At 73.5% G+C, this 13,566-nt stretch carries 12 protein-coding genes and 1 pseudogene; 11 read left to right on the top strand and 2 right to left on the bottom strand.

The annotated features are described in order from the left end of the window. Positions 1–68 precede the first annotated feature (68 nt). Together iolC and CHC11_RS39805 are read right to left on the bottom strand one after the other, a co-directional pair. Entirely contained in the window at positions 69–1,028 is a 960-nt protein-coding gene (gene iolC / locus CHC11_RS39810; protein WP_089317087.1) for a 5-dehydro-2-deoxygluconokinase, read from the bottom strand. Continuing rightward, positions 1,025–1,906 carry a TIM barrel protein gene (locus CHC11_RS39805; RefSeq protein ID WP_089317086.1) on the bottom strand — a complete coding sequence of 294 codons (882 nt, stop codon included), beginning with the start codon at positions 1,904–1,906 and terminating at the stop codon, positions 1,025–1,027. The genes iolC and CHC11_RS39805 overlap by 4 nt, the downstream gene beginning before the upstream one ends. Before the next feature lie 164 nt (positions 1,907–2,070). On the opposite strand from CHC11_RS39805, the gene CHC11_RS39800 reads away from it, so the two are divergent. From CHC11_RS39800 to CHC11_RS39750, 11 genes and pseudogenes are all read left to right on the top strand, one after another. Then, entirely contained in the window at positions 2,071–2,808 is a 738-nt protein-coding gene (locus CHC11_RS39800) for a GntR family transcriptional regulator (RefSeq protein WP_245920315.1), read from the top strand. Positions 2,809–2,935: 127 nt separating this feature from the next. Further along, positions 2,936–4,288: a phytase gene (locus CHC11_RS39795; protein WP_089317085.1), complete on the top strand. Its 1,353-nt coding sequence runs from the start codon at positions 2,936–2,938 to the stop codon at positions 4,286–4,288. A gap of 72 nt (positions 4,289–4,360) precedes the next feature. Continuing rightward, positions 4,361–5,281, top strand: a complete 921-nt coding sequence (locus tag CHC11_RS39790; RefSeq protein ID WP_089317084.1) for a LacI family DNA-binding transcriptional regulator — start codon at positions 4,361–4,363, stop codon at positions 5,279–5,281. A 408-nt stretch (positions 5,282–5,689) separates the two neighbouring features. Beyond that, a complete protein-coding gene (locus tag CHC11_RS39785; protein WP_089317083.1) occupies positions 5,690–6,685 on the top strand; it encodes a Gfo/Idh/MocA family protein in 996 nt (331 codons plus the stop codon). After that, the gene (locus CHC11_RS39780) at positions 6,682–7,662 is read left to right on the top strand and encodes an inorganic phosphate transporter (protein ID WP_089317082.1); all 981 of its coding nucleotides are present in this window, start codon (positions 6,682–6,684) and stop codon (positions 7,660–7,662) included. The genes CHC11_RS39785 and CHC11_RS39780 overlap by 4 nt, the downstream gene beginning before the upstream one ends. Beyond that, positions 7,659–8,318 (top strand): DUF47 domain-containing protein, encoded by a 660-nt coding sequence (locus tag CHC11_RS39775; RefSeq protein ID WP_218826451.1) that lies wholly within the window; start codon positions 7,659–7,661, stop codon positions 8,316–8,318. The genes CHC11_RS39780 and CHC11_RS39775 overlap by 4 nt, the downstream gene beginning before the upstream one ends. A gap of 57 nt (positions 8,319–8,375) precedes the next feature. After that, complete coding sequence (locus tag CHC11_RS39770) at positions 8,376–9,569, top strand: ABC transporter substrate-binding protein (protein WP_089317081.1); 1,194 nt, start codon at positions 8,376–8,378, stop codon at positions 9,567–9,569. A 65-nt stretch (positions 9,570–9,634) separates the two neighbouring features. Beyond that, positions 9,635–11,458 carry an ABC transporter permease gene (locus CHC11_RS39765; RefSeq protein ID WP_089317080.1) on the top strand — a complete coding sequence of 608 codons (1,824 nt, stop codon included), beginning with the start codon at positions 9,635–9,637 and terminating at the stop codon, positions 11,456–11,458. A 2-nt stretch (positions 11,459–11,460) separates the two neighbouring features. Further along, complete coding sequence (locus tag CHC11_RS39760; protein ID WP_089317079.1) at positions 11,461–12,594, top strand: ABC transporter ATP-binding protein; 1,134 nt, start codon at positions 11,461–11,463, stop codon at positions 12,592–12,594. Further along, a complete protein-coding gene (locus CHC11_RS39755; protein WP_245920314.1) occupies positions 12,591–13,376 on the top strand; it encodes an HAD family hydrolase in 786 nt (261 codons plus the stop codon). Before CHC11_RS39760 ends, CHC11_RS39755 begins: the two co-directional genes overlap by 4 nt. After that, positions 13,373–13,566, top strand: a pseudogene (locus CHC11_RS39750) (inositol monophosphatase family protein); the annotation flags it as partial. The gene CHC11_RS39755 and the pseudogene CHC11_RS39750, both read left to right, overlap by 4 nt.

The following is a 13,566-nucleotide window of genomic DNA, read 5'->3' as shown; positions in this document are numbered from 1 at the left end:
CCGCACCTCGGCCAACCCCGCGATCCGCTCCGCCCGCGAACCCGCGGGAGTCACCGGAATGTCAAGAGTCATGCGGCCACCTGCCCGGCCAGCGCCAGCACCTCGTCCGTTGTGGGCATCGCCGCCGAGCACGCCAGCCTGGAAGCGACGATCGCGCCGGCCGCGTTGGCGAAGCCGAGGACGCGCGGCAGGTCCCAGCCGGACAGCAGCCCGTGGCAGAGGGCGCCGCCGAACGCGTCGCCCGCGCCGAGGCCGTTGACGACCTCGACCGGCACCGGCGGCGCCTCGGCGGTCCGGCCCTCGGCGTCGACGGCGAGGACGCCGTCCGGTCCGCGCTTGACGACGGCGAGCCGGACGCCGCGGTCGAGCAGCGCGCGGGCGGCGAGGAGGGGATCGCCCTCCCCCACGGCCACCTCGCACTCGGCGACGTTCCCGACCGCGACGGTGGCGTGTTCGAGGGCCTCGCCCGCCCAGCGCCGCGCCTCGTCCCGCGACTCCCAGAACATGGGCCGGTGGTCGAGGTCGAGGACGGTGAGTCCGGCCCGGTGGCGGGCGCCGAGCGCGGCCAGCGTCGCCGTCCGGGACGGTTCGGCGCACAGCCCCGTCATCGTGGCCCACAGCACCCCGGCGCCCTCGATCGCGGACATGTCCAGCTCGTCCGCGCGGATCTCCAGGTCGGGCGCCTTCGGGAAGCGGTAGAAGTACAGCGGGAAGTCGTCGGGCGGGAACAGCTCGCAGAAGGTCACCGGGGTCGGCAGGCCGGGGACGTCGGCGACGTACCGGTCGTCGACGCCGTACTCGGCGAGCGCCCGCCGGACGAAGCGGCCGAACGGGTCGGCGCCGGTCCGTGTGATCACGGCGGTGCGGCGGCCGTGTCCGGCGGCGGCGACCGCGACGTTGGTGGCGCTGCCGCCGAGGAACCGGGCGAAGGTCTCGACCTCGTCCAGCCCGACACCGGAGGCGAGCGGGTAGAGGTCGACGCCGACGCGGCCCATGGTGATGACGTCGAAGGACGCGGCGCCGCTCATGAGCCGATCCCGGCGAGGAACTCGGCGCAGGCGCGCACGTCGGACAGCGGGCCGGCGCCGGGGGCGGGTTCGCGGTCGAGGACGGTGTCCTGTTCCAGGACGTACCAGCCGTCGTATCCGGCGCCTTCGAGGGAGCCGACGATGGCGGTGATGTCGATGTCGCCCGCGCCGAGCGGGCGGTAGAGGCCGGCGCGGACGGCCTCGGTGTAGGGCGTCCGGCCGTGCCGCACGCTCTCGGCGAGTCCGGCGTCGACGTCCTTGAGGTGGACGTGCGCGATCCGTCCGGCGGCGCCCGCCGCCAGCTCGACCGGGTCGGTGCCGCCGATCAGCAGGTGGCCGGTGTCCAGGCACAGCGGCACGCCCGACCCGTCGAGGACGCGCCGCACCTCGTTGGATCGTTCCACCATGGTTCCGGCGTGCGGGTGGAGCACGGCCCGCACGCCGGCCTCCCCGGCGAGCGAGGCGATCCGGTCGAGATTGGTGAGCAGCGCCGTCCACCCGACGGTGTCGAGGGAAGGGCGCTCGTCGTAGCCCCGCAGCCCGTGGACGGCGGCCAGCACCAGCGTCAGTTCCGACTTGGAGCGTTCCACCCCAAAGCCGGCCAGGATCCGCCGGATCTCGGGCAGCGGATCGCGGTCCGGATCGTGCAGCACGACGGGCGCGAAGCCGCCCACCGCGCGGAGTCCGTACCCGGCGAGCAGGGCGGCGCGCTCGTCGGCCCCGGACGGCAGGAAGCCGTCCGGTCCGAACTCCGTGGCCGCCAGCCCGAGGTCGCGCATCTCCGCCAGCACCCGTCCGGGGTCCAGCTGATGTCCCCAGCCGGGCACCTCGCACACCCCCCACGAGATCGGGGCTCCCGCGACGCGGTCGTTGATCATCGGCTCACCATCTCCCTGGGACGCGCCCGGCTCCGTACTCGGCATCGGCCTCGCCGAGTCTGCTGAAGGCCGGGAAGGAATGTCAAGAGTTTGTTATGACATTATGAGGTAATAAGCTAACTGGCGGCGGCGGGTACGATCGACCCGACGAGAGGAGGCGCCGGGTGTACCGACCGCGCGTGACCGTGGACCGCAGTAGCCCCGTCCCGCTGTACTACCAGCTCGCGCAGCACCTGGAGGCGGCGATACGGGACGGCGAGCTGTCCCCGGGCACCCGCCTGGAGAACGAGGTCGAGCTGGCCGACCGGTGCGGGCTGTCGCGCCCGACCGTCCGGCAGGCGATCCAGCACCTGGTGGACCGGGGGCTGCTGGTGCGCAAGCGCGGCGTCGGCACCCAGGTGGTGCAGTCGGAGATCCGCCGCCCGATCGAGCTGACCAGCCTGCACGACGACCTGGCGGCGGCCGGGCGCGAGCCGCGCACCGAGGTCCTGGAGCTGGGCGCCGTCCCCGCCGAGGACCAGGTGGCCAAGGAGCTCGGCGTCCCGCCCGGCGCCGAGGTCACCCGGATGCGCCGCATCCGGTTCACCGGCGACGAGCCGCTCGCCCTGCTCACCAACTACCTGCCGCTCGACCTGCTCAGGATCACCGAGGCCGACCTAGCCGAGCACGGCCTGTACGAGCTGCTGCGCGCGACCGGCATCAACCTGCGCATCGCCAACCAGACGATCGGCGCCCGCGGCGCGACGGCGGCCGAGGCCCGGCTGCTGGACGAGCGGCGCGGCGTCCCGCTGCTGACCATGACCCGCACCGCCTACGACGACAAGGGCGGCGCGATCGAGTACGGCTGCCACGTCTACCGCGCCGACCGGTACTCCTTCGCCCTCACCCTCGTCGAGCGCTGACCGGCCCGTCGGTGTCGCGCCGGCGAACTCCCGGCGAAAACCTCTTGATCAATTAGAGCGCTCTATTGAATTAGAGCGCTCCAATGTCTACGGTGCAGGCATCCCCCAGCGCATCAGGAGGAACCCGATGCAGTTGAGACCCACCCCCCAGGGCGCCCGCCTGGCGGCCGCGGCGACGACCGCCGCGCTCGCCGCGGCCTTCCTGTCCGCCGTCCCCGCGGCCGCCGACGGCGGCGAGCCCGCCCAGGTCCGCGCCGCGCTGGAGACGCCCGCGAACCTCGACGACGACGCGGGCGGCAACGCCAACGCCGACGACCCTGCCATCTGGAGCCACCCCGGCGACCGCCGCGGAGACCTGATCGTCACCACGCTGAAGCAGGGCGGCCTCGCGGTGTACGACGCCGCCGGCCGGGAGATCCAGCGGCTGGCCGCCCCCACCCCGCCACGGCCCGGCGACGAGCCCGGGCGGTTCAACAACGTCGATCTGATCTACGGCTTCCAGCTCGGCCGCCGCAAGGTCGACCTGGCCGTCGTGTCCGACCGCGGCCGCGACACCGTCCGCACCTACGCGATCGACCCCGCGAAGGCCAGGGACCACCGGGCCCCGCTCACCGACGTCACCGACTCCGGGGTCCCGCCCGTCTTCTCGTCCTCCCCCGACGAGGTCAACGAGCAGGCGACGGCGTACGGGCTGGCGTCCTGGAAGGACTCCCGCGGCGCCTCCTACGTCGCGCTCAGCCGCCGGCACACCTCCCGGATCGGCACCGTCCGCCTGGAGGCCACCGCCGCGGGCACCGTCACCTACCGGCACGTCCGCGACGTCGACCTGCCCACCTCGTTCGCGCTGCCGGGCGGCGGCACCTGGACGCCCTGCGAGGACCCCGGTGAGGGACCGCAGGTCGAGGGCATGGTCGCCGACCCCGAGAACGGGGTGCTCTTCGCGGCCCAGGAGGACGTCGGCATCTGGCGCATCCCGCTGGGCGGCGGCTCGCCGCAGCTCATCGACAAGGTCAGGGAGTACGGCGTCCCCGCCGCCTACGACCCCGAGACCGAGGAGTGCGGCCCGAGCGGACCCGACCCCGGTGCCGGAGGCACGCACCTCACCGCCGACGCCGAGGGCCTGTCCATCTACCGGCAGGACGACGGCGAGGGCTACCTGCTCGCCTCCAGCCAGGGCGACGACACCTTCGTCGTCTACGACCGCGAGGACCCGCGCCGGTACCTCGGCCACTTCCGCGTCGCCGCCGGCGCGACGGTCGACGGCTCGGAGGTCTGCGACGGGGCGATGGTGACCAGCGCCCCCATCGGCGGGTTCGAGAACGGCCTGCTCGTCGTCCACGACGGCGTCAACACCCCCACGGTCACCGACGGGAACGGCGAGGTCCGGGAGAACACCAACTTCAAGCTGGTCGACTGGGAGGATGTGGCGGACCCGCTCGACCTGGACGTCACGCCCGGCGACTGGGATCCGCGCGACTAGCACGAACCGCACCGACGCGAGTCGCCGCCATGCCCCCATGGCGGCGGCTCGCCGTACCCGGGAGAACACCGCATGGCCCACCCGACCCTGGAGGACGTGGCGGCGCGAGCCGGAGTGTCGCGCGCGCTCGTGTCGCTGGTGATGCGCGGCTCCCCCAAGGTCGGCAAGGAGCGCCGCGAGGCGGTGCTCCGGGCGGCCCGGGAGCTCGGCTACCGGCCCAACATGATGGCGCGGGGCCTCGCGGCCGGCCGGACGGGCATGATCGGCGTGCTCCTCTCCGACCTCCACGACCCCTGGTACTCCGCGGTCTACGACGGGCTCGCCGACGAGGCCGCCCGGCGCGGCGTCCGCCTCCTGCTGGCCACCGGGCGCGGCGGCCCGGCGCGCGAGCGGACGGCCCTGGAGGATCTGCTCGACCTGCGCCCGGACGGGGTCGTCCTGGCCGGGCCGAAGCTGCCCGCCGCCGACATCGAGCGCGCCGCCGCCGGATGCGCCGTGACCGTGGTCGGGCGCTCCGTCCGCTCCGACCGCGTCGACTGCGTGACCGGCGACGGCGCCGCGGCCGTCGAGCGGGCGCTCGGGCACCTGGCGGACCTCGGCCACCACCGCGTCGCCTGCCTCGACCTCGGTCCCCGCCCCTCGCCCCTGCGCCGCGCGTGCCCGGCCGGCGCCGTCGTCGCCCGTCCGGACGAGCTGTGGCGGCCGCCCGAGCCGCCGACGGCCGTCCTCGCACTCGGCGACATCACGGGCACCACCGCGCTGACCGCGCTGCTGCGCGCCGGGAGGCGCGTGCCGGACGACATCTCGCTGATCGTCCACGGCGACCCGCCGGGGGCGCGGACCGCGGGGGTGACGACGATCGCCCCGCCGCCCGCGGAACTGGGCCGCGAGGCCGCGGCGCTGCTGCTGGACCGGATCGGGAACGGCGCGCCGGCGACGGCACGGCGCGTCACCGTCCCGCCCCTCCTCAACGAGCGCGACACCACCCGGTAGTCCGGTCCCGGCCTGGGCGGGGGCCCTCCAGGCCCTCGGCAGCGATGCTCCGAAGGCGTGCCCCGCCGGCTCCGGCAGGCTCCGCGGCACGCCCTTCAGCCGCGCCCGCGGCACGCGGATTCCGCCGTGCCCGCGTCCATGCGCACCGCCGTGGCCGCAGACGGCCGGTCGGGCGCCGGGCCGCGTACCGCCGTTCCCGCAGCTCCGCCCGGTATGCCGCCGGCGCGAGGAAGACTCCAGTCCAAGTAAGAACGTCAAGATGTAAGTACAAAGTCTTGACTGCCGTTCCGGGGCGGGCTACAAATGTGCCCCAAGCCACACGAAGATGACGAGCAGATGAACATCCGGTGTCCGCCGCCGGTCCATCGACTGAACTCGCCATCCGATCGGACAGCCATGGGAGGCACCATGCGGGTCGGACTGTTGGGCGCGGGGCGGATCGGGGCGTCGCACGCCCGGTTCCTGGGCGGCCATCCCCAGGTCGACACCCTGCTGATCGGAGACGCCGACGTCCGCCGCGCCGCGGCGCTGGCGGGCCCGATCGGCGCCCGGGCCGGGGACCCGGAGACCGTGCTCACCGCCGGGCTCGACGCGGTCGTCATCGCCACACCGACGTCCACGCACGCCGAGCTGCTCGTCCGCGCCTGCGACGCGGGCGTCCCCGCGTTCTGCGAGAAGCCGGTCGCGCCCGACCTGCGCACGACGCTGGAGGTCCGCGACCGCGCCGCCAAGACGGGAGTGCCCGTGCACGTGGGCTTCCAGCGCCGGTTCGACGCCGGATACGCGGCGGCGCGGCAGGCCGTGCTCGACGGGCGCCTCGGAGCACTCCACCGCGTCCACCTGGTCACCGCCGACCCGGCGCCGCCGCCGGCCGAGTACGTCCGCTCGTCGGGCGGGATCTTCCGCGACTGCCACATCCACGACTTCGACATCCTGCGCTGGGTCACCGGGCGGGAGGTCGACTCGGTCACCGCCGTCGGCGCCAACCGCGGCGACGCCTACTTCTCGGCCGCCGGGGACGTGGACACCAGCGCCGCCGTCCTGGTCATGGACGACGGGACGCTCGCCACGCTGCAGGGCTCGCGGTACAACGGCGCCGGATACGACGTGCGCATGGAGCTGTCGGGCACCGCCGGCACCTGGGTGGTCGGGCTCGACGAGCGCGCCCCCCTCCGGTCGGCCGAGCCCGGCGTGGACTGGCCTCCCGGCGACCCGTGGACCGACTTCCAGGAACGTTTCGAACCCGCGTACGCGAACGAGATTGGAACGTTCCTGGAAATGGCCAGGGGCCGCGCGGGCAGCCCCTGCACGGTCGACGACGCGCTGGAGGCGTTCCTCGTCGCCGAGGCCGCCGCGCTCTCGCTGCGCGAGGGCCGCCGCGTCACGCTCGCGGAGATCCGATGATCTGGGCGGTGGCGTTCGGCACGGTCGCGATCGCCTTCGTCTGGGTGACCGGCGTCAACGACGGCGCGGCGATGCTCGGGCTCAGCGGCCGCTACCCCCGCTCGTCCGGGCTGCTGCTGACCGGGCTGGTGCTCGTGCCCCTCGTCCTCGTCCCGCAGGTGACGGTCACGGTCGCGCGGACGTTCACCGAGGGCCTCACCGACCTAGGCGACCGGCGCGGCGCGCTCGCCTTCCTGGTCGGCGTGACCGTCGCGCTCGCCGTCGTCGCCGGGCTCACCAGGCGCGGCCTGCCGACCAGCCTGACCCTGGCGATCGTCGGCGGCATCGGCGGCGCCGGGCTCGGCATGGGCCTGGACGTGGCCTGGGGCGGGCTCGGCCTCGTCCTCACCGTCGGCGCCGCCGCACCGCTGGTCGGCACGTCCGTCGGGTTCGGGCTCGGGCTCGCGTCGCGGCGCGTGCCGTCCTTCACCGGGATGCCCGGAGCCGTCCGGACCGCCCATGTCCTGGCCTACACCGCCCAGTGCGCCGCCTACGCCGCCAACGACGGGCAGAAGATGCTCGCCGTCGTCAGCGTGGCGCGGCACGTCGTGTCCACGCGGCGGCTCGGCGGGGTCGGCCCCGTCCAGCCGACCCCGGTGGTGCTCATCGCGATCGCCGTCGTCTTCTGCGCCGGGGCGCTGAGCGCCGTCCACCGGGTGGGCGATCGGCTGGGGCGCGGGCTCGTGCTGGCCAGGCCGCTGCACGTGGTGTCCACGGAGGCGGCGGCGGCCGCGTCGGTCGCGGCCAGCTCGCTCGCGGGCGCGCCGGTCAGCATGACGCAGTCGGTCACCGCCGGAGTGGTGGGCGTCGCCGCCAGCGAGGGCGCCTCCAGGGTGCGCTGGCAGAACGTCGTCGGCATCGGCGCCGCGTGGGTCGTGACGCTGCCGCTCGCGTTCGCCGCGGGCACCCTCGGCGGCGTCGCGATGAGGGCGCTGTGAGCGCCGCCGTCCGGCCGGTCCGTCGCATCCGGCTCGTGTGGGACGACCTGCGCGGCCGCTCCGGAGACCGGGTCGTCGGGCAGGTCGCCCGGCAGATCCGCGCCGTCCGTGACGGCGCCGAACTGGCCCGGGAGATGGCCGCCGGGCGGGTCCCCTCCGGGCAGGCCCGCGCCCGGATGGCCGAGATCGAGCACGCCGGGGACGCCGAGCGCGCGGCGCTCGCCGCCATGCTGCGCGGAGTCCTCGCCACCCCCATCGACCGGGAGGACCTGTACCGGCTCTCCCGCTCCGTCGACGACGTCCTGGACAACCTCCGCGACTTCGTCCGCGAGGCCGACATGTTCGGGCCGCCCGGACTCGGCTTCGCCGTCCCGCCGCTGGACGCGGTGCTGGAGGGGCTGACCTCCCTCGACACCGCCGTCCGGAAGGTCCTCGCAGAGCCCGCCGCGGTCACCGTCGCGGCGCTCGGCGCGCGCAAGGCCGGCAACCGCGTCCGGGAGACCCGGCAGGCGGCGCTGACCCGGCTGTTCGCCGGCCCGCTGGACATCGACGTCCTGCGCGGGCGCGAGCTGCTCGACCGCCTGGACGCGGTGGGGCGGCGGCTCGGCGAGGCGGCCGACGCGCTCTCGGACGCGATGCTCAAGCGCAGTCACTGATCGAACCATGAAGCCGCAGGTCGGGGCTGCGGGCATAGCGCAAGGAGAGGACCCACCATGATCCGCACCATGATGAGAGGGCGCCGGGCACAGGCCGGGGCCGCCTGCGCCGCCGCCCTCGCCACGGCGGCGCTGAGCGCGTGCGCGCCGTCCAGCGAGGGGCAGGCGGGGGCCGACCGGCCCCTGCCCGCCGTGACCGTGGAGGACGCCGCGTCCTTCGACCTGAACGCGCTGATCGCCGCCGCGAGGAAGGAGGGGAGCGTCCTCGCCTACGACGGCAGCGGCGACGTCAAGGACATGGCCGCCGCGTTCGAGAAGAAGTACGGCATCAAGGCCGAGGGCGAGAAGTCCAAGGCCGCCGCGACCGCGGAGAAGATGACGCGCGAGGCGCAGGCCGGCAACGTCACCATCGACGTCAGCCTGTTCGAGGACGGCCCGATGCTCGTCGGCCAGCTCCTCCCCCAGAAGATCGTCACCACGTGGATCCCGCCGGACCTCGCCGAGACCATCGGAGAGAAGAACCGGAGCCCGCTGATGATGATCTCGAAGGCGTACGTGTTCGCCTACAACCCCAGGCTCAACCCCGGCGGCTGCCCGGTGAAGAACGTCTGGGACCTGACCGACCCCAAGTGGAAGGGCAAGGTCATGATGCAGGATCCGCTGGGCAAGGAGGTCTTCACCCAGTGGTTCACCCAGCTGTCGGAGCGGAGCGCCGGCAAGCTCGCGGCCGCCTACGAGCAGGCCGGCAAGGGCAGGCTCAAGACCGGGGAGAAGGACGCCGCCCACGAGTGGGTGAAGCGGCTGGCGAAGAACGACCCGGTGCTGACCACCGAGGACGAGGACGTCGCGACCGCCGTCGGCGCCCCCAACCAGACCCGGACGACGATCGGGCTGTTCTCGATCGCCAAGTTCCGCGACCTGGAGGGCAAGGGCTTCGACATGAAGGTCTGCGAGGGCCTGAGCCCCTGGACCGGCTTCGCCTACCCCAAGTTCGCGACGATCGCGGCGAAGTCCAAGCACCCCAACGCCGCCAAGCTGTTCGTCCACTTCGCGATGTCGAAGGAGGGCTTCGACCTCGAGGCCCACTCCGGCGGCGTGTCCGGCAACGACGCGGTCGGGGTGAGCCCGCACAACCCGCCCGGCCTCACCGACTGGAACACCCAGCTGTACTGGTTCTCCTCCGACAAGCTGCTCGCCGACTTCCGCAACCGCCAGGACATCAAGGACTTCTGGCGCGTCAACCACTCCTGAGCACTGCCCGACTCCCGGCGGGCCGCGCGAGCGGCCCGCCGGGCTCCACCCCGGAGGAAGAACCCATGGCGGTCGCCGCCTCCGCACGGCCCGTGTCACGCGGCCGGCGCGTGCTGTACCGGATCCGCGTCCTGCTGCGTGACCCCACCGTCCTGCTCGGCCTCGTGCTGAGTGCCGCGCTGCTCTACCTCGTCATCGCCCCGCTCGTGTCGGTCGTCTCGGACGCCGGCCGCGTCCAGTACGGCGACGAGGCCCGCTCCGGCCAGGGCGCGGGCTCGTGGACGAGCTACTACATGTGGCGGGTGTTCCGCTCCCCGGTCAGCAGGCTGCTGTTCTGGGAACCGCTCCTGCACACCCTCACGGTGGCGGTCGGCGTCATCGCGTTCGCGCTCGTCGTCGGCGGGTCGATGGCGTGGCTCGTGACCCGCACGAACGTCCCGGGCCGCAAGTTCCTGGCCGGCGCGCTGGTCGTGCCGTACATGCTGCCGTCCTGGACGTTCGCGCTGGCGTGGCTGTCGCTGTTCAAGAACGAGCGGTCCGGCGGGCAGGTCGGCTACCTGCAGGGGGCCGGCATCCACACCCCCGACTGGCTCGCCTACGGACCGGTGCCGATCATCGTGACGCTCGGCCTGCACTACTACCCGTTCGTGCTGCTGCTGTTCGGCAACGCGCTGCGCCGCATCGACTCCCAGCTGGAGGACTCGGCGCGCATCCTCGGCGCCGGCGGCCGGACGGTCCTGCGCCGCATCACGCTGCCGCTGATGCTGCCGGCGCTGTCGTCGGCGGTGCTGCTCGTCCTCGGCCGCGTCCTCGGCACGTTCGGCACCCCCTACATCCTCGGGCTGCCGAGCGACTACAACGTCCTGTCCACGAGCCTGTACCACGCGATCCGCGACCGCAGCACCGGCGTCGCCTCGACGATCGCCGGCGTGATCGTGCTGGTCGGGGTGCTCGTCGTCGTCGTCGACACCCGCCTGGTGAGGGAGCAGCGCCGGTTCGTCACGGTCGGCGGGAAGGGCGCCATGGACCGGCGCGGCGACCTGCGCCGCTGGCGGTGGCCCGCGTTCGGCCTGGCGATCGCGGTGTTCGCCGCGAGCGTCGTCATCCCGGTGCTGACGCTGCTGCTGTCCACGATCACCAAGACGCCCGGCGTGTTCAGCCCCGGCAACTTCACGCTGAAGTACTGGTTCGGATCCGACATCGAGGGCGCGGTCGGATTCCCGCACGGCGTGCTGCGCGGAGGCGAGCTGTGGGAGGCGGCCTGGAACAGCGTGCGGATCGTCGGGCTGGCCTCGCTGGTCTGCGGCTTCGTCGGGCTCCTCGTCGGCTACGTGGTGGTGCGCGGCGCCGGGGGCCGCGTCTCGGCGTTCCTGCGGCAGGTGTCGTTCCTGCCGTACCTGGTGCCCGGAATCGCGTTCGCCGCCGCGTGCCTGTCGCTGTTCGCCGTCCGGCGCGGTCCCGTGCCCGCCCTCTACGGAACGATCACCCTGCTCGTCCTGGTGATGGTGGTGACGCACCTGCCGTACTCGTCCCGGTCGGGGATCTCGGCGATGATGCAGCTCGGCCGGGAGCCGGAGGAGGCCGCGCAGATCAGCGGGGCACGCTGGCCGACCCGGATGGTGCGCATCATCATCCCGATCCAGCGGGGCGCGCTCGTCACCGGCGTGGTCCTGCCGTTCATCTCCGGGCTGAAGGAGCTCAGCATCGTCATCATGCTGACCACGTCCGGGACGCAGCTGCTCACCACCCTGTCCATCGGGCTCGTCGACTACGGCTACACCCAGCTCGCCAACGGCGTCGTGCTCGTCATCGCCCTGCTCTCGTTCACCATGACCTACCTGGCCCAGCGGCTCACCAAGAGCAGCCTGGCCTCGGGCATCGGAGGTTGACCATGCCGGCCATCACCCTCAGCGGAGTGGTCAAGAACTACGTCAGCGGCGGCCGCCCCGCGGTGAAGGACCTCGACCTCGTCATCCCGGACGGGTCCTTCACCTGCCTGCTCGGACCGTCCGGCTGCGGCAAGACCACCACCCTGCGCATGATCGCCGGGCTGGAGCAGCCGACCCGGGGCGAGATCACCGTGGGCGACCGGGTCCTGGACTCGGTCGAGCGCGGCGTCTACGTCCCGCCGGAGAAGCGGGACATGGGGCTGGTGTTCCAGAACTACGCGCTCTGGCCGCACCTCACCGTCCGCGGCAACACCGAGTTCGGCCTCCGGATGCGCAGGGTGCCGGCGGAGCGCCGCAAGGCCCGCGCCCAGGAGGCCCTGGAGAAGGTGCGCGTCGCCGACTGCATGGACCGGTACCCGTCCCAGCTGTCCGGCGGCCAGCAGCAGCGCGTCGCGCTGGCGCGGATGCTCGCCGTCGACCCCGACGTCCTGCTGCTGGACGAGCCGCTGTCCAACCTCGACGCGCGGCTGCGCCTGGAGATGCGGACGGAGCTGAAGCGCATCCACGAGGAGACCGGCGCGACGGTCGTGTTCGTCACGCACGACCAGATGGAGGCCATGACGATGGCCACGCACATCGCGGTCATGTCGGAGGGAGAGCTCCAGCAGGTGGCGCCCCCGATGGAGATGTACGAGCGTCCGGCCAACCGGTTCGTCGCCGAGTTCGTGGGCAGCCCGCCGATGAACATCGTTCCCCTTGGCGACGAGCCCGACGGGCTCGCCGGGTCGCTGCTGCGTTACGTGGAGAAGCGCGACGGCCTGAGCGGGCCCGCGTGCGCGGGCGTCCGGCCCGAGGCGCTGAAGCTGGCGCGGTCGCGGGACGAGGTGCCCGAAACGGCCTGGGAGGAGGAGGCCGTCGTCGAGACCGTCCTGCCGACCGGGTCGAGCTGGACCGTGCAGCTGCGCGTCCTGGACACCGACCTGTTCGCCGTCGCCCACGAGGACCCCGAGGCGGCGCCGGGCGACCGGCTCCGCTGCTGGGCGCGTCCCGGGCGGCTCCACGTGTTCGCCGAGGACGGTTCCCGGATGAGCGCCTGGGACGACGCCGTCGCGCCTGTCCAGAAGGCGGCCTCGTGACCGCGGCTCTGCGCCGGCCGCGGGCGCTGCTCCTGGACTTCGGCGGGGTGCTGGTCGAGACCACCAAGCGGGAGGGATGGCAGGCGGCCCTGGCCAAGGAGGTGCACGCGGCCCTCGCAGGCGCCGGCTCCCGCGAGCTCGACGCCGCCGCGATCGAGACCGACATCAGGGCGGGCGCTGCCGCGGACAAGTGCTGGAAGGACGCGATGTCCCGCCCGTACGCGCCGCGCGAGCTGACCCATGCCGCGTTCTGGGGCGACTACGTGGCGGCCGACTGGCCCGCGCCCGCGCGGCAGCTCGTCGTCGCGCACGCCACCCCGCTGTGCAGGCGGATGGGGGAGCTGCGGCAGGACCGCCGCACCCGTCCCGGCATCCCCGAACTGCTCGACGCGGCCGCCGGGTTCGGCATCCCCTGCGGAGTCGTCAGCAACGCGCTGTCCGGTGCGGTGCACCGGGACTACACGGCCTCGACCGGGCTGGCGGGCAGGCTGGCCCTGGAGGTCTACAGCGACGAGGTCGGGATCCGCAAACCCAACCCGGAGATGATCTGGATCGCGACCCGCGCCCTCGGCGTCGAGCCGCCGGACGCGTGGTACGTCGGCGACAACTTCGACCGGGACGTCCTGTGCGGTCACCGCGCCGGCGTCGGCGGGAACGTGCTGATGGTGGCCAAGGGCACCCACGACGTCCCGTACGAGGTCCGATGCCGCCCCGACGCCGTCGTCGACGACGGGCACGGACTGCTGGACCTGCTCACCGCCACGATCGAAGGAGAAGAATGAGCGTCGATGTCCCCGCGTCGCGGGAGCTCGCCGGGATCGCCGAACTCGCCGCCCGCGCCACCGGGGACCGGCTGCGGGCGGGGTTCCGGTCGCGCCCCGAGGTCGATCTCAAGCGCGACATCCACGACCCGGTCACCGAGCACGACCGGGCGGCGGAGGAGACGATCCGCGAGGTGCTCGCCGAGCAGAC

Source organism: Actinomadura mexicana, from assembly GCF_900188105.1.
Taxonomy (GTDB): Bacteria; Actinomycetota; Actinomycetes; order Streptosporangiales; family Streptosporangiaceae; genus Spirillospora; species Spirillospora mexicana.
Note: the sequence above shows the minus strand (reverse complement) of the source record. Positions and strands in the feature narration are given on the sequence as shown.